The sequence below is a fragment of the Streptomyces vilmorinianum genome, assembly GCF_005517195.1.
In the GTDB taxonomy this organism is placed as follows: domain Bacteria; phylum Actinomycetota; class Actinomycetes; order Streptomycetales; family Streptomycetaceae; genus Streptomyces; species Streptomyces vilmorinianum.
This window is the reverse complement of sequence record NZ_CP040244.1, coordinates 1,494,494-1,515,861: the sequence shown is the minus strand read 5'-3', so window position 1 is coordinate 1,515,861 and position 21,368 is coordinate 1,494,494. Positions and strand designations below refer to the sequence as shown.

The following is a 21,368-nucleotide window of genomic DNA, read 5'->3' as shown; positions in this document are numbered from 1 at the left end:
GGAGGCCCCTGTGGCGACGGCAGGACCCCCCGTACGCGGCCGCTCGACCAAACAGCGGGCCGCTGTGTCGGCGGCGCTGAACGAGGTGGACGAGTTCCGCAGCGCCCAGGAGCTGCACGACATGCTCAAGCACCGCGGCGACTCCGTCGGCCTCACCACCGTCTACCGCACGCTCCAGTCCCTCGCGGACGCGGGCGAGGTGGACGCGCTGCGCACCAGCGACGGCGAGACGGTCTACCGCCGCTGCTCGACGGGCGAACACCACCACCACCTCGTCTGCCGCGTCTGCGGCAAGGCGGTCGAGGTGGAGGGCCCGGCGGTGGAGCAGTGGGCCGAGACGATCGCGTCCCAGCACGGGTACGTGAACGTGGCGCACACGGTCGAGATCTTCGGGACGTGCGCGGACTGCGCGCAGAAGTGACCTGACCTGACAGACATACGTGAGGGCCCGCACCGGAGCGATCCGGTGCGGGCCCTTTCGCATACGGCGGTCGTGTATGGGTCAGACCCGCGTGCTGTACCGGTCGAGCACGGCCCGCAGCCGGTCGACCTCCGCCGGGTGCGCCACCCCGCGCTTGGGCAGGACGGCCAGGCCGATGCCGTACTTGTCGGGGGTCAGCAGGACGAACAGGTCACGTGTCTCGGCGTACCGGGTGAGCATCGTCCACCGGTACGTCGTGTCGCTCTCCCTCGACACCACACGAACGCCCGACCCGTCGACGAAGCCCCGGAACTCCCCCTGCGGGGCGAACATCCGGTGCACCTGCCGCCCCTGGAGGCTGGGAATCATCGCGTACATGCAGGCGATCAGCACCAGGCCGAGCAGGCAGATCCCGGCGCCGCCCAGGCTCGGCCCCTTCGGCCCGGTGAGGGTCAGGACGAGGGCCAGGGACATCAGGCCCCCGGCGCCGATCAGGACGGCGTTCTGCAGCCGCCCCGCCGGCGTGGCGCGCATCCGGGCGCGGAGCGCCTCCGTCGCGTCGGAGACGACGGGCAGATAGGTCAGCTCCACGGTCTCCCGCGTCGTCGCGGACTGCTCTGCGGACTGCTCTGCGGTCACGGCCCCTCCCGGCCTCGGCGGCAAGAGCCGTGATCGTAGCGGCCGGGCGGAACGGTGGTCCCGGGAGGGCCCTGGAGGGTCAGACGGCCGGGCCCTGCGGCGGGACCGTCGTCATCGCCGCGCGGTCCGCCGCCGGGATCGCGCCGAAGCGGCGGTCGCGGGAGGCGTACTCCACGCACGCCCGCCACAGGTCGCGGCGGTCGAAGTCCGGCCACAGCACGTCCTGGAACACCATCTCCGCGTAGCTGCTCTGCCAGATCAGGTAGTTGGAGGTGCGCTGCTCGCCGCTCGGCCGCAGGAAGAGGTCGACGTCCGGCATATCCGGGTAGTACAGGTACTTCTGGAAGGTCTTCTCGTTGACCTTCGACGGGTCGAGCCTCCCCGCCGCCACGTCCTCCGCGATCTTCTTCGCCGCGTCCGCGACCTCCGCGCGGCCGCCGTAGTTCACGCAGAAGTAGAGCGTCATCGCGTCGTTGTCGACGGTCTGCTCCTGGGCGACCTGGAGCTCCTGGACGACCGACTTCCACATCTTCGGCATGCGGCCGACCCAGCGGATACGGATGCCCAGCTCGTCCATCTCGTCGCGCCGGCGCCGGATCACGTCCCGGTTGAAGTTCATCAGGAAGCGGACCTCTTCGGGCGACCGCTTCCAGTTCTCCGTGGAGAAGGCGTAGAGGGAGAGGTTCTTGACCCCGAGCTCCAGACAGCCCTTCAGCACGTCGAGGACGACACCCTCGCCGACCTTGTGCCCCTCGGTGCGCGGCAGCCCGCGCTCCTGGGCCCAGCGGCCGTTGCCGTCCATCACGCAGGCGACGTGGTTCGGCACCAGCTCGCCGGGGAGCTTCGGCGGCAGGGCGCCGGACGGGTGCGGCTCGGGGGTCTTGTACTCCCGGCGGTTCCGTCCGAGGATTCCGCGTCGTGCGATGGCCATGCGATGGGTCTCCTAGCTCTTCTCTACGTACCGCAGCGAGCGCAGGCCGCGCTCCAGGTGCCAGTGCAGATAGGCGGACACCAGCCCGCTGCCCTCCCTGACGTGACGCGGCTCGCACGCGTCCGCAGTCGCCCAGTCGCCGGTCAGCAGCGCGCTGAGCAGGCCGATGGCCTCCGGAGAGGGTACGACGCTGCCCGGCACCCGGCAGTCGCCGCATATGACTCCGCCCGCCGCGACCGAGAAGAAGCGGTTCGGTCCGTGGAGGCCGCACTTCGCGCAGTCGTCGAAGCTGGGCGCGTAGCCGTTGACGGCGAGCGAGCGCAACAGGAACGCGTCGAGGATGAGGTGCGGCGCGTGCTCACCCCGGGCGAGGGTGCGCAGGCCACCGACGAGCAGCAGGTACTGCTGCACCGCCGGCTCGCCCTCGTTGTCCGTGAACCGCTCCGCCGTCTCCAGCATCGCCGTCCCGGTGGTGTAGCGGGCGTAGTCGGTGACGATCCCGCTCCCGTACGCGGCGATGGTCTCGCTCTGGGTACAGAGCGGCAGCCCGCGCCCGACGAGATCGCTGCCGCGCGCGAAGAACTGCACGTCGACATGGGAGAAGGGTTCGAGCCTGGCCCCGAACTTCGACTTCGTACGCCGCACACCCCGGGCTACGGCGCGTACGCGACCGTGACCGCGTGTGAGGAGCGTGATGATGCGGTCCGCTTCACCCAGCTTCTGGGTGCGCAGCACGATGCCGTCGTCGCGGAACAGACTCATGCGGCCCATTGTCCCGTACGGAGAGGACGCCCCGGGGCGGGCCGCCTCGAAACCCGTTCGTCCGCCGGTCTGAGTGGTGGCCGTCAAGGCACCTCGCCCCTGCTGCGCGCGTTCGCGTGGGCCGTGGCGGCGCGGAGGCGCTCCGCCGACGTGGCCTCGCGGACCTCCTCCGGCTCCACGTCCCACTCCCGCCCGCCGCCGAGCGGCCGCAGCTGTACATAGGGACCCTCGTGACCCATGACCGTCCCGACCCGTCCGGTGCGGATCTCGACGACGTATGCCCCGATGGGCAGTTTCATGACCGGCCCCCTTCTTCCCCCGGCAGTACGGCGGCGGCCAGGAGCCGGGCCGTTTCCACCGTGCAGCGTCCCAATTCGATGAGCGGACGGCACGGGTCGCCGGCGGCGAGGGTGACGACGTCGAGACCGAGGGAGGGCAGAACGATTCCCGCCCGTACGAGTGCCTCACGCAATTCCGTCACCGCCTCGCTCACTTCTTCGATGGACCCTGTTGTCGACCGCATGCCGTGTTCCTTCACCAACGCATCCCTTTCCGAATCCATTTCCCGCTTACTGCACCCAGGGTGGGGCCGGATCCGTAGAATCGGCAGATGCGCAGGTCCTACAACTGCAGGGCAGTCCATAGGAGTTAACCCATGGCCAGAGCACGACGACTGGACACGTGGCGGTTCTTCGGCCAGGAGCTGAAGGCGCAGCGGGAGGCGAAGGGGATAACGCAGGGGGAGCTGGGCGAGCGGGTGTTCGTTTCCGGCGGATACATCGGCCAGTTCGAACAGGGAATTCGGAAGCCGCAGCTGGATGTGGCGCAGCGAATCGACGACGTCCTACAAACCGGTGGTTTTTTCGAACGGACGTGTAGGCGGCTCATCAACGCGTCGCCGTACGCGAGTTATTTCGAGCCGGTGGTGGAGCTGGAGTCGCTGGCGACGAAGATCTGCGAGTTCGCGCCGACTGTGATGGCGGGGCTGTTGCAGACGGCGGAGTACGGGCGAGCCGTCGCGCTCGGCGGCAACCCGTTCGTCACCGACGCGTACGTAGACGAGATGGTCACAGCACGGCGGGCCCGTGCACACATCCTCAAGGACGCTACAAGGCCCGAGTATTGGGTCATCGTGCACGAGAACGTACTCCTCACCCCGATGGGCGGCCCGGCGGTGATGGCGGCACAGCTGGAGCATCTCGCCGCGCTCGTACGCGACCGAGCGCTGCTGGCACTGGTACTCCCGAGAGCTGCCGGAGCGCACGCCTACATGACCGGCACACTGAAGCTCATGGAGTTCGAGGACGCACCTCCAACCGCCTATACAGAGACGGAGTTTTCCGGAACGCTGCTGGACGATCCGGCAGTGGTGAAGCACGCACAGCGCGCCTACGATCTGCTCAGGGCCGCCGCTATGTCGCCGGAGGCGTCCCTGGCCCTGATCGAATCGGCGGCTGAGGACTACAGACGATGCGCGAGTACGACCTGAGCAACGCCCGCTGGTTCAAGAGCTCGTACAGCAACAGCCAGGGCGGCGACTGCGTCGAAGTCTCGTACGACTTCACCGGCGCCGCCTGGCGCAAGAGCACCTACAGCAACGGCGAAGGCGGCGACTGCGTCGAGGTCCTCGACGACGTCCCCGGCGTCGTCCCGGTCCGCGACAGCAAGAACCCCACCGGCCCCGCCTTGATCGTCCCCGCCGCCGCCTGGGCCGCCTTCGTCACCGGGCTGACGAGCTGACAAGCTGACGCTCCAAGCATCACCTATGGAACTCATAAGTTCGCCTTATGGGGTCATAGGTGGGGGGCGGGTACCGGCCCGCGAAAGCAGGTATTTAGGGTGACCTAAGCGACGGCAGCTCTCGCCGTCACGTCGCTTGCGAAGGGAACCCAGACATGCCCCGCCCTCTCCGGGTCGCGATCGTCGGCGCCGGCCCCGCCGGGATCTACGCCGCTGACGCGCTGCTGAAGTCCGAGGCCGCCGCCGAGCCGGGCGTGTCGATCGACATCTTCGAGCGGATGCCGGCTCCCTTCGGGCTCATCCGCTACGGCGTCGCCCCCGACCACCCCCGGATCAAGGGCATCATCACCGCCCTCCACCAGGTGCTCGACAAGCCGCAGGTCCGCCTCTTCGGCAACGTCGAGTACGGCGCCGACATCCACCTGGACGACCTGCGCGCGTTCTACGACGCCGTCGTCTTCTCCACCGGCGCCATGGCCGACCGCGAGCTTCGCATCCCCGGCGTCGAGCTGGACGGCTCCTTCGGCGCCGCCGACTTCGCCTCCTGGTACGACGGGCACCCGGACGTTCCGCGCACCTGGGAGCTGGAGGCCGAGAAGGTCGCCGTGCTCGGTGTCGGCAACGTGGCCCTCGACATCGCGCGCATCCTCGCCAAGACGGCGGACGAGCTGCTGCCGACGGAGATCCCGCCGAACGTCTACGACGGCCTCAAGGCCAACAAGGCCGTGGAGATCCACGTCTTCGGCCGCCGTGGCCCGGCGCAGGCGAAGTTCAGCCCCATGGAGCTGCGCGAGCTGGACCACTCCCCCACCATCGAGGTCATCGTCAACCCCGAGGACATCGACTACGACGACGGCTCGATCGCCGAGCGGCGCAAGAACAAGCAGACCGACATGGTCGCCAAGACCCTGGAGAACTGGGCGATCCGCGACGTCGGCGACCGCCCGCACAAGCTGTTCCTGCACTTCTTCGAGTCCCCCGTCGAGATCCTCGGCGAGGACGGCAGGGTCGTCGGCCTGCGCACCGAGCGCACCGAGCTCGACGGCACCGGCAATGTGACCTCCACCGGCCAGACCACCGACTGGGACGTCCAGGCCGTCTACCGGGCCGTCGGCTACCTCTCCGACGAGCTGCCCAAGCTGCCCTGGGACACCGCCTCCGGCACCGTTCCCGACGAGGGCGGCCGCGTGATCCAGGAGAGCGGCGAGCACCTGGCGTCCACGTACGTCACCGGCTGGATCCGGCGCGGCCCCGTCGGCCTGATCGGCCACACCAAGGGCGACGCCAACGAGACGGTCGCGAACCTGCTCGACGACTTCGCCAACGGCCGCCTGCTCACGCCCGAGACGCCGGAGGAGGACGCCATCGTCTCCTTCCTGGAGGGCAAGGGCCAGACGTACACGACGTGGGAGGGCTGGTACGCCCTCGACGCCGCCGAGAAGGCGCTGGGCGAGCCGCAGGGCCGTGAGCGCGTCAAGATCGTCGAGCGCGACGAGATGCTGCGCGCCAGCGGCGTCGACCTGGGCTGACGAGCCCACCTGGTCTCCCGGGCCCCGCCGGCCACGTGCCGGCGGGGCCCGGCCCGTCTCAGCGGCCCGGCGACACCAGGCCCGACTCGTAGGCGACGATGACGAGTTGGGCGCGGTCCCGCGCCCCCAGCTTGCCCATGATCCGGCTGACATGGGTCTTCGCGGTGAGCGGGCTCAGCCCCAGCGCATCTGCGATCTCCGTGTTGTTCAGGCCCCGGGCCACCAGGCCGAGAACCTGCCGTTCACGGTCCGACAGACCTTCCGGCCCTCCCGCCCGCGGCGCGTCCGGGGTCGCGAGGGCCCGGGCTATCAGCCGGGCCGTCGGCCCCGGCGAGAGCAGGGACTCCCCCGCCGCCACCGTCCGTATCGCGCCGAGGAGTTCGGCGGGACGAATGTCCTTGACCACGAACCCCGACGCGCCCGCCCGCAGCGCCTCCACGATGTGCTCGTCCGTGTCGTACGTCGTCAGGACCAGCACCTTCACCCCGGCCAGGTCCTCGTCCGCGGCGATCAGCCGGGTCGCCCCGATCCCGTCGAGCTCGGGCATCCGTACGTCCATGACCACCAGGTCCGCCCGCGCCGAACGGGCCAGCTCCACCGCCTCCTTGCCGTTGGCGGCCTGCCCCACGACCTCCATGTCGGGCGCCGAGTCGACGAGCATCGCGAACGACGCCCGGACGAGCGTCTGATCGTCCGCGAGCAGAACCCGGATCACGCCGCCACCTCCCTCACCGAGAGCGGCAGGGCCGCCGTGACCTCGAAGCCCCCGCCGGCGCGCGGGCCCGCGCTCAGTGTGCCGCCCACGCTCCTGGCCCGCTCCCGCATCCCGAGGATCCCGTACCCGGAGCCGCCCGTACCGCCGGGCGCCGTGCCGTCGTCCGTGACCCGTACGGTCAACACCTCGTCCGCCAGGCCGACATCGACCCGTACGGCCGCGTCCCGCCCCCCGTGCCGTACCGCGTTGGTCAGGGACTCCTGCACGATCCGGTACGCCGCCGCGCCCACCGCCGCCGGGACCTTCGCGTCCCCCGTCCGTACCGTCAGGTCCGCGCCCGAGGACCGTACGAGATCGGGCAGCGAGGCCAGATCCGGCAGCGGGCCCTCCGGGGCGGCCCGCAGGACGTCCAGCGTCGTGCGTACCTCGGCACGGGCGTCCCGGCAGGTCTCGGATATCCCGTCGAGCGCCCGGACGAGCGCCTCCCGGTCGAGCCGGTCGGGGTCGGCGACCAGGACATGCGCGGCGACCGAGGTCTGCACGCCGATGAGGGTGATCGAGTGCGCGAGGAGGTCGTGCAGGTCCCTGGCTATGCGCAGCCGCTCCTCGGCGACCTTCCGCTCCGCCTCGCGCTCCGCCCGCTCCACCACGCCCGCCACCAGCTGCCGGTAGAGCCGGATGCTCGCGCCGAAGATCAGCATCGCGATCACCCAGCCGGAGTTCTTCAGCAGCTCCACCAACTGGTGCGGGTTGACGAAGAGCTGGACGGTGAGCGTGACGGAGGTGACCGCGAGACCCACGATCACCGTCCGCTTCGCACGGCCGGTGGACGCGACCGTGTACAGCGCGGTCATCGAGGCCGGTATCGGCGCCAGGTGCATGTAGTCGAGCGCGTGGTACGGGGCGACGCAGGCCACCACGGCGATCAGCACCGGCATCGGCGCCTTGCGCCGCCAGGCCAGCGGGACGTGCGCGGCGAGGAGCAGCGCCCAGCCGAGGGCGTCAGGCCGGCGGCCGTCGTCGATGGTCAGCGCGAGCACGGCCGCGACGACCGCGAACACGGCGGCGGCCGTCGCGTCGCACCGCACCGGGTACGGGGCGGCCTGCGGGTCTCGGGTCAGAGCTGCTGCGAAGTCCACGGGGTCCATCCTCCCTGCGGGCGGGGGCCGTTGACAGTCCGGGAGGACCCCCGCCCGCCCCTGATCACACCCGTACGGGAGTCCGCTCCGGACCCTGACCGACGGCCGGCTCCGGCGCCCTGGCCAGCGGTCCCGGCCACCACACCTTCCGGCCGAGCAGCACGCTCGCGCTGGTGACGAGGTAGGTGCGGACCAGGAACGTGTCGAGCAGGACGCCGACCGCGATCACGAAACCGAGCTCGGCCAGCTGCACCATCGGCATGTTGACGAGGACCGCGAAGGTCGCGGCGAGAACGAGCCCGGCCGAGGCGATCACCCCGCCGGTCGTGCGCAGGGCGGTCAGGGCGGCCGCCCCCGGCTCCGTACCGTTCAGGCACTCCTCGCGCATCCGGTGCATCAGGAAGATGCCGTAGTCGACGCCCAGGGCGACGAGGAAGACGAAGGAGAGCAGGGCCAGGCCCGGGTCGGTGCCCTCGAAGCCGAAGAGGGACTGGAAGACGAGTCCGCCGATACCGAGGGCCGCGCCCCAGACGGCGACCACGGCGGCGAGCAGGATCAGCGGCGCGACGAGGCTGCGCAGCAGCACGATCAGGATGAGCAGGACGACGCCCAGGACGAGCGGGACGAGGATGTTCCGGTCGCGGGCGTTGGTGTCGGTCAGATCGAGCTGTTCGGCGCTGGGCCCGCCGACGTACACGCCGTCGCCGAGCGCGTCCCGCAGCTCTCTGATGGTCGCGGTCTCGGCGGCGGACTGCGGCGGGTGCGCGGCGATGACGGAGATCTCCGTCCAGCCGTTGCCGCTGCGGCCGCGTTCGGCGTTCGCGACGCCCTCGGTGGCGAGGGCGGTCCGCAGCGCCCGGGGCGCCCCGGCGGTCGGGGCGACGACGCTGATGGGCTGGGTGCCCTGCTCGGGGTAGGCGGCTGCCAGCGTCTTCATCGCGGCGACCGCCTCCGGGGTGGAGGTGAAGGAGTCCTGCTGCTTGAGGGCCCCCGGCAGGTTCAGGGCGCCGAGCGCGAGGGCCGCGAGGGCGACGGCGCCGGTGAGGAGGACGGCGAGCGGGCGTCGGCCGGCCGAGGAGCCCATCGCCGCGAAGAAGGAGCGGCGCGCGGCCTTCGGCTCGCTTCCGTACGCCGGGATCAGCGGCCAGAAGACGCGCCGGCCGAGAACGACCAGGAGCGCCGGGAGCAGCGTCGTCATCGCGACGAGCGCGCACAGGACCCCGACGGCGGCCGTGGGGCCCATCCCCCGGCTGCTGTTCATGTCGGCGGCGAGCAGGCAGAGCATGCCCAGGGCGACGGTGCCGGAGGAGGCGAGGACGGCGGGGCCGCAGCCGCGCAGGGCGGTGACCATGGCGTCGTACGGGCGCGGGGTGCGGCGCAGCTCCTCGCGGTAGCGGGAGACGAGGAGAAGGGCGTAGTCGGTGCCCGCGCCGAAGACGAGGATCGTCATGACGCCCGTGCTCTGGCCGGAGACGCTGATGTCGAAGCCCTGGTGGAGGGCGTAGGTGACGGCCATGGAGAGGTAGTCGGCGACTCCGGCGGCGACCAGGGGGACGAGCCAGAGGAAGGGGCTGCGGTAGATGACGATCAGCAGGGCGGCGACGACGGCGACCGTCGTGTAGAGGAGCGGGCCGTCGAGGGATTCGTAGACCTCGCCGGCGTCGGTGGCGAGGGCGCCGGGCCCGCCGACCTCGCCGGTGACGGTCGCGCGGATGTCCTTGACCAGTGCGTCCCTGGCCTCTTCGTCCGTGCCGGGCTCGGTGCTGGACACCGCGTACAGGAGCGTGGTGCCGTCCTGGGAGGGGACGGGTCGCGGGGTCGAGGTGAGCGGGTGCTCGGCGGCGACCTGCGCCACCTCCCGGGCTGCGGTGGCCTTGTCGGCGGGGGTCAGTCCGCCGTCGCGGTGGTAGACGAGGACGAGGTCGGTGGAGTCTCCGCCGGGCAGCTGCTCGGTGATCTTCGCGACCTGGGTCGAGTCGGCGCTCGCGGGCAGGTAGTCGACGGCGCGGTCGCGCTGCACGTCGCCGAGCTTCCCGGCGAGGGGTGCGGCGAGGGCGATCACGATCACCCACAGGGCCAGCACCCCCCAGCCGACGATCCTTCTGCGGCCCTCCATCGCGGGCTCCCTCCATCGGTCCTTCGGGTCGATCCCAGATTCCCGCCGCTCAGAGGTGGATTCGTCGCGCTGACGGCCGAGTTCGGCGCTACTGCCGGGGGCGGCGCGGGGGTGGCGGCTACTCCCGCGGGAGTACGGCGGTACGCGTACGGGCGGCCGCCCGCCGGGCCGGGTGGCGGCCGGGCTCATATTCTGGAAGGACCCGGAGGGGCGGGAAGGGAAGTGAGCGGCCATGGCCGTCCCCGTCGAGCACGCCCCCGCCGTCGCGCGGGCGCGGGACGCGGCGGCCCGGGAGTCGTGGGCCGAGGCGTACGCGCTGCTGGCCGAGGCCGACCGGCATCCCTCCGACGCGCTGGGCCCCGGCGATCTGGACCTCCTCGCGGACGCCGCGTGGTGGACGGGCCATGTGGACGAGTCGGTCGCCGCCCGGCTGCGGGCCCATGCGGCGTACGTGGCCGCGGGTGACCATCGCGGTGCGGGGTACGTGGCGTGGTGGCTGGCGTTCGAGTACCGCTGTCTGGGGCGGCCCGCGGCCGCCGCGGGCTGGCTGCACCGGTCCCGACACCACCTGGAAGGCGAACCGGACTGCCCCGAGCAGTGTTTTCTCGCCTGGACGGACGCGGAGGAGGCGCAGGCGCACCACGACCCGGGCGCGGCGCTCGCCGCCGCCCAGCGCATGGAGCGCATCGCCCACGACTCCGGCAACCCGGACCTGATCGCCCTGAGCCGCCAGGTCCACGCGGCGGTCCTGCTCGCGGACGGCCGCAGGGCGGAGGGCCTGGCCCTCCTCGACGACGCGATGTGCGCGGTCGTGGCGGGCGAGCTGAGCGGCATGTTCACCGGCTGGCTCTTCTGCCTTGCGCTGTCCCAGTGCATGGAGGCGGCGGACTTCGGTCGCGCGGTGGAGTGGACGGACGCGGCGATGTCCTGGTGCGAGGCCCCCTGGCCGGCCGCCACCTCGGCGCCGAGGGGCACCGACCGGCCCGGCGCCCCCGTCCCCCTCACCGACAACCCGTTCCGGGGCCTGTGCCGGATCCACCATGTCGAGGTGCTCGATCTCCTCGGGTCCTGGGCTCTGGCGGAGGCCGAGGCCGGGCGGGTGTGCGAGGAGGTGCTGGTGGACAGCCTGGACGTCGCGGCCGAGGCGCAGTACGCGGCCGGCGAGATCCGGCGCCGTCAGGGACGCCTCGACGCCGCCGCCGTCTCGTACGCGCACGCCCATGAGCTCGGCCGCGTCCCCCAGCCGGGTCTGGCCCTCCTCCGGCTGGCCCAGGGCAAGGCGGACGCCGCCGTGACCGGTCTGAAGCTGGCCCTGGCCTGTCGCAGCGACCCGGACCACGACCTGCTCGGCCGGGCCCGGCTGCTCGCCGCGCAGACGGAGGTGGCGCTGGCGGTCGGCGACCTGGACGGCGCCGCCGAAGCGGTCGCGGAGCTGGAGGCGCTCGCCGACGACACGGCGTTCCTGCGCGCCATGGCCGACACCGCCCGTGGCGCCCTCGCGCTCGCGCGCCACGAGCCGGCCGCCCCGCGCCCGCTGCGCCGCGCACTGGCCGGCTGGCTCGCGCTGCGGATCCCGTACGAGGCCGCGCAGGTACGGGTGCTGCTGGCGGCCGCCGACCGGGCGGCGGGCGACGAGGAGGCCGCCCGGCTGGAGCTCGCGGCGGCCCGGGCGACGTTCGAGCGGCTCGGGGCGGTTCCCGACGCGCGCCGCGCGGCGGCCCTGCTGGCGGGGAGGCACCGCGCTCTGCCCGGTGGCCTGACCGGCCGGGAGGCCGAGGTCCTGCGGCTCGTGGCGGAGGGCGGCACGAACAGGGACATCGCCCAGGCCCTGGTGATCAGCGAGCACACGGTCGCCCGGCACCTGAACAACATCTTCGCCAAGCTCGACGTGACCTCCCGTACCGCCGCCACGGCCTACGCCTACGCCCACGGTCTGGCCCGGCCCGCGCCGACCGCGCGGGCATAGGCCGTTTCGCCCATGCCCGGCTGCCCGCCGACGTGGGTGGTTCGGGCGATGTCCGGGCCGGGCCCCGCGGCCTAGAACGGATTCATGAACACCATGACCGCTGATCCCTCACTCGACACCCTGCCCCTCGACGGCCTGCGCGGCGCCGCCCGCGGCGACGTCGTCGTCCCCGGCGACCCCGCCTACGACGAGGCCCGCCGTGTCTACAACGCCCTCCACGACCGCCGCCCGGCCGTCGTGGTCCGCGCCGTGGACGCGGGCGACGTGATCGCCGGCGTCCTGTTCGCCCGGGAGAACGGGCTGCCGCTCGCGGTCCGCGGCGGCAGCCACGCCGTCGCCGGGTACGGCACCGTCGACGACGGTCTCGTCGTCGACCTGTCCCGGATGCGCTCGGTGCGCGTGGACCCCGTGACCCGTACCGCCCGTGCCGAGGGCGGCTGCACCTGGGGCGACTTCAACCACGCCACGCACGCCTTCGGCCTGGCCACCACCGGCGGGGTCGTCTCCACCACCGGCATCGCCGGTCTCACCCTCGGCGGCGGGATGGGCAACCTGGCCCGCCGCTACGGCCTGAGCTGCGACAACCTCGTCCAGGCCGATGTCGTGACGGCCGAGGGCACCCTCGTCACCTGTGACGCCGAGCGGCACCCCGACCTCTTCTGGGCGCTGCGCGGCGGCGGTGGCAACTTCGGTGTCGTCACCTCGCTCGTCTACCGCGTCCACCCGCTGTCGGACATCCTGGGCGGGGCGGTCTTCTACCCCCTCGACGGGGACGTGGCCCGGCGCTGGCGCGACATGAACGCCGACGCCCCCGAGGAGCTCAACACGATCTTCGTCGTCGCCCTCGGACCGGAGATGCCGTTCCTGCCGGAGCGCTGGCACGGACGCCCGATCTGCGGCCTGCTGACCTGCTTCAGCGGCCCCGCCACCGAGGACGAGAAGGTCCTGGGCCTGCTCGACGAGCTGGGCCCGGTCGTCGGCAGGTTCGTGGAGCGGATGCCGTACCCGGTGATCAACACGCTCTTCGACGAGCAGCTGCCGCCGGGGCTCTACCACTACTGGAAGGGGAACTTCAGCCGCGATCTCAGCGACGGCGCGATCGACGTACACATGCGGTACGGCGAGACGATGCCCTCGATGGAGAGCGACACGGCCATCTTCCCGATCGACGGCGCGTGCCACCGGGTCGGCCCGGAGGAGACCGCGTTCGCCTACCGCGACGCCGCCTTCTCGGCCGCGTTCGGTACGAGTCACACCGATCCCGCCGACAACGAGGCGAACATCGCCTGGACGCGCGCGTACGACAGGGATCTGCGTCCGCACACGCAGGAGGCCGGCTACATCAACTTCATGGACACCGACGACCAGGACCGGGTGCGCGCCAACTACCGGCAGAACTACGACCGCTTGCGGGCGGTCAAGCGCCGCTATGACCCCGGCAACGTGTTCCGCCTCAACCACAACATCGCGCCGTAGCCCTAGAGCAGTGTCCTGGCCGTGGCGAGCAGGCGGGCGGTGTCGTCGGCGCACAGCGCCAGCGCGTTGCCGACGGTGTTCAGCACGTCGCGTTCCGCCGGGCTGTACGCCCCGTCCGCGAGGGCGATCCTGGCTCCCTGGAGCAGGATGGACTCGCGTCCGGCGGCGACCAGGTGCGGGGCGAGCGGCTCCAGGGCCTCGTGGAGCTCGATGGCCAGGGCCGCGCCCCCGCTGCCCGCGTCCGGCAGGAATCGGCCGGTGTCGGCCGCGAGCGCCTCGACCAGGTCGGTGAGCTGGAGGCCGGTGCACTCGTCGAAACCGGCGGCGCGGACCGCCGAGACCGCGGTGTCCACCGCCGTACGGGAGGAGGTGCCGCCGGCCGCGAGGACGGCGAGGGCGACGGTGTGGACGGCGTCCCGCAGCATCGCGGAGAAGCGGCTCGTGGTCGGGTGGTCGAGGACGTCGGTGCCGAAGTGGGTGTGGCAGGCGGCGCATTCGACGACCGGTCCGGCGTGGCCGCGGGGCAGCACCGGCACGCCCAGGACGGCGAACCGCCGACGGCCCGTCCGGCGCCGGTAGTTGCGGTCACCGCCGCACTCCTCGCAGAAGAACTCTCCGTCCCCGACGGTGTTCCAGGAAGTACGCATGCCGCAGATGCCCACTTTTCGACTATGTGACTCTCGGGCAGACCGCACGCCGCACCTCCCTTAACGAACCGGCAACATTGCCGGCGTTGGCGTGATGTTAGCCACATCTGTGATGTGACGTCAGCACCCCGTCAGCAGATCGCCACCGACATGGCCGAGACGCGACATGCGGGGAGAGGCGACCGCGTTCCCGATCGCGTCCCGCGAGATCACCCTCAGGGGTGGAAAGACCGGTGCCCCGCATCCCCTCGGGGAATGCGGGGCACCGGCTCCCACGCTTCGGCGATGTCAGCGCGCGGCGCGGTTGACCGCGGAGATGACCGCCTTCAGCGAGGCACGGGTGGTGTTGGCGTCGATGCCGATGCCCCACAGGACCTTGCCGTCGATGGCGCACTCGATGTACGAGGCGGCCTGCGCGGAGGCGCCCTCGCTCATCGTGTGCTCCTGGTAGTCCAGCAGGCGGGCGTCCACGCCGATCGCCTGCAGGGCGGCGAAGAAGGCCGAGATCGGACCGTTGCCGGAGCCCGTCAGGACGGTGTCGACGCCGTCCACGACCGCCTCGACGGTCAGGGTGTCGGTGCCGTCCGTGTCGGACGTGGTCTGGCCCGAGCGCAGCTGGATACGTCCCCAGGCGTTGTGCGGGTTCGGCAGGTACTCGTCCTGGAAGACCGACCAGATCGCGGCCGGGGTGACCTCGCCGCCCTCGCTGTCCGTCTTCTGCTGGATGATCTTCGAGAACTCGATCTGCATCCGGCGCGGCAGGTCCAGCTTGTGCTCGTTCTTCAGGACGTACGCGATACCGCCCTTGCCGGACTGCGAGTTGACCCGGATGACGGCCTCGTAGGAGCGGCCGACGTCCTTCGGGTCGATGGGCAGGTACGGCACGGCCCACTCGATCTCGTCCACGGTCTTGCCGGCGGCGGCCGCGTCGGCCTCCATGGCGTCGAAGCCCTTCTTGATGGCGTCCTGGTGGGAGCCGGAGAAGGCGGTGTAGACCAGGTCGCCCGCGTAGGGGTGGCGCGGGTGGACCTCCATCTGGTTGCAGTACTCGGAGGTGCGGCGGATCTCGTCGATCTGCGAGAAGTCGATCTGCGGGTCCACGCCCTGCGAGAACAGGTTCATGCCCAGCGTCACCAGGTCGACGTTGCCGGTCCGCTCGCCCTGCCCGAACAGGCAGCCCTCGATCCGGTCGGCCCCGGCCATGATGGCCAGCTCGGCCGCCGCCACCGCCGTACCGCGGTCGTTGTGCGGGTGCACGGACAGGCAGATGTACGGGCGGCGGGTCAGGTTCCGGGACATCCACTCGAACCGGTCCGCGTGCGTGGACGGCGTCGAGCGCTCCACGGTGGCGGGCAGGTTCAGGATGATCTCGCGGCCCTCCTCGGGCTGCCAGACGTCACAGACCGCCTCGCAGACCTCCAGGGCGAAGTCCAGCTCGGTGTCGGTGAAGATCTCCGGGCTGTACTGGTAGCCGAAGATCGTCTCGTCGCCCAGCAGCTTGTCCGCGTACTCCATGACCAGCCGCGTGCCGTCGACGGCGATCTGCTTGATCTGCTCCTTCGAGCCGCGGAAGACGACCCGGCGGAAGGTGGGCGCGGTGGCGTTGTACAGGTGGACGGTGGCGCGCTTGGCGCCGACCAGGGACTCCACGGTCCGCTCGATCAGGTCCTCGCGGGCCTGGGTCAGTACGGAGATGGTGACGTCGTCCGGGATCGCGCCCTCTTCGATGATGGAGCGCACGAAGGCGAAGTCGGTCTCGCCGGAGGACGGGAAGCCGACCTCGATCTCCTTGTAGCCCATGCGGACGAGCAGGTCGAACATCTCGCGCTTGCGGGCCGGGGACATCGGGTCGATCAGGGCCTGGTTGCCGTCGCGCAGGTCGGTCGACAGCCAGCGCGGAGCCTTCGTGATGCGCTGCTCGGGCCAGGTGCGATCGGGGATGTGCACGGCCTCGTACCGGCCGTACTTGTGGATCGGCATCCCGGACGGCTTCTGCATCCGGGTCGCGTTGGTGATGGGCGTCGGGCGGCCAACGGGCTGAGACATTGCGTAGGGCTCCTCGGGTCCAGCGGGAGGGACGGCCGACTGTCGAACGCAACACCAGGTCCCGCGGGGAGGGGGTCGGCCTACGACTACAGGCCCTCGCCGCGGCAGCTAAGGAGAAGCAGCCCGAAACGCATGATGTGCCGCAGCCTAGCTCAGGACGGCGGAGTCCGGACGTCCTGTTTCAGTATGCGGGACGGGTGGGGCGTCAATACGAAAGGGTGACGAATCACTCCATTTCGCGGATCATGCTCGCGGCTAGTGACAGTCGCATGACTCAGTGCCACATTGCTGGGATGACCTCCCACGCGTACGTACCCGTCCACCCCGTCTTCTGCACGATCGTGCCGCCGCACATGCTGGAGCATCTGGCCAGGTCGGAGAACCCGGCCGTCCGCGAGGCCGCGCGGCACACGCTGGTCGCCGACGCCATGAACCGGACCAGCCGCGCCCTCTCCCAGCCGGCCGAGGCCCCCGCGGCCCCGCCGGCCGGGCCCGCCCGCCCCCGGCGCACGGTGTACGACGCCCAGGGCGGCACGGATCTGCCGGGCGTCGAGGTCCGGGCGGAGGACGGGGAGACCACCGGGGACGCGACGGTGGAGCGCGCCTACGACGGACTCGGCGCCACCTTCGACCTCTTCCTGAAGGCCTTCGGCCGGGACTCGATCGACGGAGCGGGGCTGCCGCTGCTCGCGACCGTCCACTACGACCGGAACTACGGCAACGCCTTCTGGAACGGCGAGCAGATGGTGTTCGGCGACGGCGACGACGAGATCTTCCTCGACTTCACCCTCCCGGTGGACGTGATCGGCCACGAGCTCGCGCACGGCTTCACGCAGTACACGGCGAACCTGGAGTACTTCAGCCAGTCCGGGGCGCTCAACGAGTCGGTCTCGGACGTCTTCGGCTCGCTGGTCAAGCAGTACGCGCGGGGCCACAGCGCGGAGACGGCCGACTGGCTGATCGGCGAGGGCCTGTTCCACCCGAACGTGCAGGGGACGGCGCTGCGCTCGATGAAGGAGCCGGGAACGGCGTACGACGACGACGTCCTCGGCAAGGACCCGCAGCCGGGCCACATGGACGACTACGTCCGCACCGGCCGGGACAACGGCGGGGTGCACATCAACTCGGGCATCCCGAACCGCGCCTTCTATCTGGCGGCGACCGAGCTGGGCGGCTTCGCGTGGGAGCGGGCCGGGCAGATCTGGTACGACGTGATGACCGGCGGCACGCTGACGCCCGAGACCCGGTTCTCGGAGTTCGCGGCGGCCACGGTGGCGGCGGCGAAGGCGCGGTACGGGGACGGGGACGAGATCCAGGCGGTCCTGAAGGCCTGGGCGGCCGTCGGCGTCCGGGCGGAGTGAGGGCCGGGCTGGTAGACAGGGCCCATGCGTATTCGAGTGCGGCGCACGGGCGGTTTCGCGGGGATCGAGCGGTCGGCCGAGGTGGACACCTCGGCCCTGCCGGACGCCGGGGAGTGGCAGGCCCTGGCCGACACCGTCCTCACCGAGGGCGGTGTCGAAGGCCGGGGAGTGCCGGACGGCTTCGCGTACGAGATCACGGTCGACGGCGAGACGATCCACTGCGCCGACCCCCGCCTCACGGACGCGCAGCGCGCCCTGATCACGAGGGTCCTGAAGGAAGGCGCCTAGCCTCCCTCGCGCCGAGAGGCCCGAGGGGGCCTCGCGGGCGCCGCCCTCCGGCCGGAGGGTGCCGGGCGAGCTAGAAGCCGAGCTTCCTCAGCTGCTTGGGGTCCCGCTGCCAGTCCTTCGCGACCTTGACGTGCAGGTCGAGGAAGACCGGGGTGCCGAGCAGCGCCTCGATGTGCTTGCGGGACTTCATCCCGACCTCCTTCAGGCGCTTGCCCTTCGGGCCGATGATGATCCCCTTCTGGCTGGGGCGCTCGATGTAGACGTTCGCGTGGATGTCGAGCAGCGGCCGGTCCGCCGGGCGGTCCTCGCGGGGGATCATCTCCTCGACGACCACCGCGATCGAGTGCGGCAGCTCGTCCCGTACGCCTTCCAGGGCGGCCTCGCGGATCAGCTCCGCGACCATCACCTGCTCCGGCTCGTCGGTGAGGTCGCCCTCGGGGTAGAGCGGCGGGGACTCCGGCAGGAGCGGGATCAGCAGGTCGGCGACCAGCTGGACCTGCGTGTCGCCCACGGCCGACACCGGCACGATCTGCTGCCACTCGAAGCCCAGCTCCTTGCCGAGCTGGTCGACGGCGATGAGCTGCTCGGCGAGCGTCTTGGAGTCGACCAGGTCGGTCTTGGTGACGATCGCGACCTTCGGGGTCTTCTTGATCCCGGCGAGCTCCTTGGCGATGAAGCGGTCGCCCGGGCCGAGCTTCTGGTCGGCGGGCAGACAGAAGCCGATCACGTCGACCTCGGCCCATGTCGTGCGCACGACGTCGTTGAGGCGCTCCCCGAGGAGGGTGCGCGGCTTGTGGAGGCCGGGCGTGTCCACGAGGATCAGCTGCGCGTCCGGACGGTGCACGATGCCGCGCACGGTGTGCCGGGTGGTCTGGGGCCGGTTGGAGGTGATCGCCACCTTCTGGCCGACCAGAGCGTTCGTGAGGGTGGACTTGCCCGCGTTGGGGCGGCCGACGAAGCAGGCGAAGCCGGCCCGGTGGACGGCTTCGGATTCTTGGTTACGAGCGCTCATGGGGGCCATTCTCCCCGATGCGGGACGCCGTCACGTACTCAGTGCCCGGCGCCGCCTCACCCACAGCCCCACGAGGGCCGCCGCTCCCCCACCGAGCACGGCCGCGGCGGCGAGCCAGGGCAGTGCGAGGAAGGAGGCGCGCCCGGACTCCCGTACGTCCTTCGCGGTGGCCGTGAGGGTCACCTCACCCCAGTCGAACTGCGGTGATCCCGTCCACCGCTCGGTGAGCCGGATCTTCTGGCGGGGCAGCAGCTCGGAGGGGATCGCCGCCAGGTCGCGGTCGAGCAGGGTGCGGCCGAAGACTCCCTCGGCCCGCAGGGCGACCTTGGGGTTGAGGGTGACGTTGCCGCGGTTGTGCAGGGTGTACGAGATGAGGGCGGTGCTCGTACGGGTCCCGGGGACGAGCGGCCGGTCCTGGTCGAGGGTGACGTCCTCGACGGCGAGGGCGGGGACGGTGGGGCCGTTGACCCGCAGGTAGACCCTGGCTCCGACGGCACGCTGCACGCCGACGGCCACGGAGCCGCCGCCGGCCTCGATGCGTTCGTCGAGGGCGACGACGGCGCCGGGGTGGTCGCCGGGCTCGGCGTCGGCGGGGACGGCGAGGGTGAAGGGCACGGTGACGGAGGAGCGGGGCGGGACGGTGACGCGGGTGCGCTGCGGCGTGATCCAGGCGCCGGCGCCGGTCTGCCTCTCCTGCTGGGTGCGGACGGCGAAGCCGCCGTCGCGTTCGGTGTTGTAGGCGTCGGCGCCGTAGACGCGGAAGGTGAGCGGGGCGCCGGTCTTGTTCGTGACGGTGACCTGGTCGGTCAGGGTCGTGCCGGGGTCCGCGGAGAGATAGAAGTACGGCCGGCTCCCGAGCTGGGAGGCGGCCGGATGGACGGCCCACTCGCCGTTCTCGGCGGCAGGCGCGGCGGGCGCGCCGAGCAGGACGAGGGTGGCGGTGAGGACGAGGACGTACAGCTTCCTGCGCACGGTGCGGTGAACCCCCCGGGGTCGGAGCGGGCCGACCGGGTGCGCGCCCGGCCCGCTGGTGTGTGGATCGCGTTCAGCTGAGCGTCAGGGTCAGGACGCCCGCGTACGCGCCCGGTGCCGTGAACGCCGGGACGTTCAGGGAGACCTTGGCGTCGACGGTGAACTCGCCGCCGGTGAGCGTGCCGTTAGGGGTCGAGGCGAGGGTCGCCCCGCCGCTGCCGACCGTTCCGGCGGAGCCGGGGACGCAGGTGCTGGGGCTGCCGGCCTTGGTGGTGCAGGCAGGGGTCCAGCTGAGCTGTCCGGCGCCGATGGAGCCGTCCGGTCCGGTGAAGTCGGTGACCTTGCCGGTCAGGGACCAGCCCGCGGGGCCGCCGCGGAAGTCCTTGACCGTCACCGTCTTCAGGTCGCCGGTCGCCGCGCCGCCCTGACCGAAGTTCACGGACGACAGCTGGACCGAGTCACCGGCCTGGGTCATCGACAGTTCGCCCGCCATGACGGCCGCGTCGAGCTTCTGGCTGTTCGGCGGCTGCGGGGTGTCGTCGATGACCGTGTACGCGGCAGGCCCCGCGCCCTTCTCCGGGTCCCAGGCCGCCCCTTCGTACGCCACGATCCCGGTGGTCGCCTTGTCGTTGACCATCAGGCGGGCGGCGAACCCGCCCTCGCTGTCGGTCGTGACGGTCATCCGGTCGGCGGTCTCCGCCGCGCCGGCCCGGCCGACGACGGTGACCTCGGCGAGCGGGGTGAACTTGGCGCCGGTCACGGTGACCCGGACGCCGGGTGCGCCGGAGGCCGTGCCGAGCGAGATGTTCCGCTCGTTGGCGCCCGGCTGCTCGCTCGCCGTGATCGTCTCGGAGACGGGGGCGGGCGGGTTGGTGACCGTACAGGGGGTGTCCAGCTCCATGAGGTAGCTGGTGTGGATGTTGTAGTCGCCGGGCGAGAGGGTGATCGAGCCGGGCTCGGTGACCGTGAACGTGCCGGTCATCGAGAACGGCGGGAAGGAGCCCTTGCCGGGGACGGGGTCGTTCTTCTTGGGGCCGGCGACGGTGACCGCGCCGGTCTGGGCGCCGCCGAGGACGACCTTGCCGGTCGGGGTCATGATGTCGGCCGGGAGGGCCAGGTCGACCGGGTTGGACGCGGCCGGTTTGGTGACCGTGTAGGTGACGGTGACCGTCTCGCCGACCTTGGGGGTGGGCTTGTCGACGGTGATCTCCGCGGTCGTGGTGCCGTCGATGGGCGGGATGCCGGCGATCGGCGGCGGGACGCAGTGCGTGGGGAAGTCCACCGCCTGGGACGCGGTCGTCAGGGCGCCGGCCGGAGCGGCCAGTGCGCCGCCGGCGGCGACCGCGAGGGCGGCGGCGCCGAGGACGGCGGTCCAGCGCTGTCTTCGGGTCCCCGTCCGGGTTCGCGAGTGTGCCATGTGTGTGCCCCCTCCTGAGGGATGAGAGGGCGCCATTGACGGCCGGGCGTCAAGAGAAGTCAATGGAATCGAAATGCGCCGACTGATGACCCATCAGATACTGTCAAGATCGACGTTTTACCTGGTCAGCACGGAGAGCGATCGTGCGGGACTCCGCCCTCCGGGACCGGACCACCACGTGAAGGGGGCCC

Annotated in this window: 21 protein-coding genes; 8 read left to right on the top strand and 13 right to left on the bottom strand. The window is 71.5% G+C overall.

The window, feature by feature from the left end; genetic code table 11:
* Positions 1-10: 10 nt before the first annotated feature.
* The gene (locus FDM97_RS07100) at positions 11-421 is read left to right on the top strand and encodes a Fur family transcriptional regulator (protein ID WP_137989404.1); all 411 of its coding nucleotides are present in this window, start codon (positions 11-13) and stop codon (positions 419-421) included.
* A gap of 81 nt (positions 422-502) precedes the next feature.
* Here FDM97_RS07100 and FDM97_RS07095 read toward each other — a convergent pair whose 3' ends face one another.
* The 5 genes from FDM97_RS07095 to FDM97_RS07075 form a co-directional block, all read right to left on the bottom strand.
* Positions 503-1,060 (bottom strand): YcxB family protein, encoded by a 558-nt coding sequence (locus FDM97_RS07095; protein ID WP_137989403.1) that lies wholly within the window; start codon positions 1,058-1,060, stop codon positions 503-505.
* 79 nt (positions 1,061-1,139) lie between these two features.
* Positions 1,140-1,985 carry an isoprenyl transferase gene (locus FDM97_RS07090; protein WP_137994702.1) on the bottom strand — a complete coding sequence of 282 codons (846 nt, stop codon included), beginning with the start codon at positions 1,983-1,985 and terminating at the stop codon, positions 1,140-1,142.
* Between the two features lie 18 nt (positions 1,986-2,003).
* The gene (recO, locus tag FDM97_RS07085; RefSeq protein WP_137989402.1) at positions 2,004-2,753 is read right to left on the bottom strand and encodes a DNA repair protein RecO; all 750 of its coding nucleotides are present in this window, start codon (positions 2,751-2,753) and stop codon (positions 2,004-2,006) included.
* Between the two features lie 83 nt (positions 2,754-2,836).
* Positions 2,837-3,052 (bottom strand): hypothetical protein, encoded by a 216-nt coding sequence (locus tag FDM97_RS07080; RefSeq protein ID WP_137989401.1) that lies wholly within the window; start codon positions 3,050-3,052, stop codon positions 2,837-2,839.
* Positions 3,049-3,276 carry a hypothetical protein gene (locus tag FDM97_RS07075; RefSeq protein ID WP_137989400.1) on the bottom strand — a complete coding sequence of 76 codons (228 nt, stop codon included), beginning with the start codon at positions 3,274-3,276 and terminating at the stop codon, positions 3,049-3,051. The genes FDM97_RS07080 and FDM97_RS07075 overlap by 4 nt, the downstream gene beginning before the upstream one ends.
* Before the next feature lie 132 nt (positions 3,277-3,408).
* Here FDM97_RS07075 and FDM97_RS07070 point away from each other — a divergent pair, with 132 nt between their 5' ends.
* From FDM97_RS07070 to FDM97_RS07060, 3 genes are all read left to right on the top strand, one after another.
* Positions 3,409-4,242 carry a helix-turn-helix domain-containing protein gene (locus tag FDM97_RS07070; RefSeq protein WP_137989399.1) on the top strand — a complete coding sequence of 278 codons (834 nt, stop codon included), beginning with the start codon at positions 3,409-3,411 and terminating at the stop codon, positions 4,240-4,242.
* Positions 4,224-4,493 (top strand): DUF397 domain-containing protein, encoded by a 270-nt coding sequence (locus FDM97_RS07065; RefSeq protein ID WP_137989398.1) that lies wholly within the window; start codon positions 4,224-4,226, stop codon positions 4,491-4,493. Before FDM97_RS07070 ends, FDM97_RS07065 begins: the two co-directional genes overlap by 19 nt.
* Positions 4,494-4,648: 155 nt before the next feature.
* Positions 4,649-6,022, top strand: a complete 1,374-nt coding sequence (locus FDM97_RS07060) for an FAD-dependent oxidoreductase (protein WP_137989397.1) — start codon at positions 4,649-4,651, stop codon at positions 6,020-6,022.
* Positions 6,023-6,080: 58 nt separating this feature from the next.
* Here FDM97_RS07060 and FDM97_RS07055 read toward each other — a convergent pair whose 3' ends face one another.
* Genes FDM97_RS07055 through FDM97_RS07045 form a run of 3 tightly spaced genes read right to left on the bottom strand, consistent with a single transcriptional unit; the run spans position 6,081 to position 9,992 of the window.
* Positions 6,081-6,737: a response regulator gene (locus FDM97_RS07055; protein WP_137989396.1), complete on the bottom strand. Its 657-nt coding sequence runs from the start codon at positions 6,735-6,737 to the stop codon at positions 6,081-6,083.
* On the bottom strand, positions 6,734-7,885 hold the full coding sequence (locus FDM97_RS07050; RefSeq protein ID WP_137989395.1) for a sensor histidine kinase: 1,152 nt from the start codon (positions 7,883-7,885) through the stop codon (positions 6,734-6,736). Before FDM97_RS07050 ends, FDM97_RS07055 begins: the two co-directional genes overlap by 4 nt.
* 55 nt (positions 7,886-7,940) lie before the next feature.
* Positions 7,941-9,992 carry an MMPL family transporter gene (locus FDM97_RS07045; RefSeq protein WP_137989394.1) on the bottom strand — a complete coding sequence of 684 codons (2,052 nt, stop codon included), beginning with the start codon at positions 9,990-9,992 and terminating at the stop codon, positions 7,941-7,943.
* A gap of 232 nt (positions 9,993-10,224) precedes the next feature.
* Between FDM97_RS07045 and FDM97_RS07040 the strand changes: the two genes are divergently transcribed.
* Both FDM97_RS07040 and FDM97_RS07035 read left to right on the top strand, forming a co-directional pair.
* On the top strand, positions 10,225-11,958 hold the full coding sequence (locus FDM97_RS07040) for a helix-turn-helix domain-containing protein (protein WP_137989393.1): 1,734 nt from the start codon (positions 10,225-10,227) through the stop codon (positions 11,956-11,958).
* Between the two features lie 93 nt (positions 11,959-12,051).
* Positions 12,052-13,434 carry an FAD-binding oxidoreductase gene (locus tag FDM97_RS07035; RefSeq protein ID WP_137994701.1) on the top strand — a complete coding sequence of 461 codons (1,383 nt, stop codon included), beginning with the start codon at positions 12,052-12,054 and terminating at the stop codon, positions 13,432-13,434.
* A 2-nt stretch (positions 13,435-13,436) separates the two neighbouring features.
* Here the strand turns inward: FDM97_RS07035 and FDM97_RS07030 are convergent, their stop codons facing one another.
* Both FDM97_RS07030 and leuA read right to left on the bottom strand, forming a co-directional pair.
* On the bottom strand, positions 13,437-14,081 hold the full coding sequence (locus FDM97_RS07030) for a TerB family tellurite resistance protein (protein WP_137989392.1): 645 nt from the start codon (positions 14,079-14,081) through the stop codon (positions 13,437-13,439).
* Between the two features lie 288 nt (positions 14,082-14,369).
* Positions 14,370-16,127, bottom strand: coding sequence for a 2-isopropylmalate synthase (leuA, locus tag FDM97_RS07025; protein WP_137989391.1), 1,758 nt, complete (start codon positions 16,125-16,127; stop codon positions 14,370-14,372).
* A gap of 293 nt (positions 16,128-16,420) precedes the next feature.
* On the opposite strand from leuA, the gene FDM97_RS07020 reads away from it, so the two are divergent.
* Positions 16,421-17,488: a M4 family metallopeptidase gene (locus FDM97_RS07020; protein WP_137989390.1), complete on the top strand. Its 1,068-nt coding sequence runs from the start codon at positions 16,421-16,423 to the stop codon at positions 17,486-17,488.
* Between the two features lie 24 nt (positions 17,489-17,512).
* Positions 17,513-17,776, top strand: coding sequence for a protealysin inhibitor emfourin (locus tag FDM97_RS07015; RefSeq protein WP_137989389.1), 264 nt, complete (start codon positions 17,513-17,515; stop codon positions 17,774-17,776).
* Positions 17,777-17,846: 70 nt separating this feature from the next.
* Here the strand turns inward: FDM97_RS07015 and era are convergent, their stop codons facing one another.
* The 3 genes from era to FDM97_RS07000 form a co-directional block, all read right to left on the bottom strand.
* A complete protein-coding gene (gene era / locus FDM97_RS07010) occupies positions 17,847-18,797 on the bottom strand; it encodes a GTPase Era (protein WP_137989388.1) in 951 nt (316 codons plus the stop codon).
* Between the two features lie 21 nt (positions 18,798-18,818).
* Positions 18,819-19,760, bottom strand: a complete 942-nt coding sequence (locus FDM97_RS07005) for a WxL protein peptidoglycan domain-containing protein (protein ID WP_137989387.1) — start codon at positions 19,758-19,760, stop codon at positions 18,819-18,821.
* 73 nt (positions 19,761-19,833) lie between these two features.
* Positions 19,834-21,177: a WxL domain-containing protein gene (locus tag FDM97_RS07000; RefSeq protein ID WP_137989386.1), complete on the bottom strand. Its 1,344-nt coding sequence runs from the start codon at positions 21,175-21,177 to the stop codon at positions 19,834-19,836.
* Positions 21,178-21,368 lie beyond the last annotated feature (191 nt).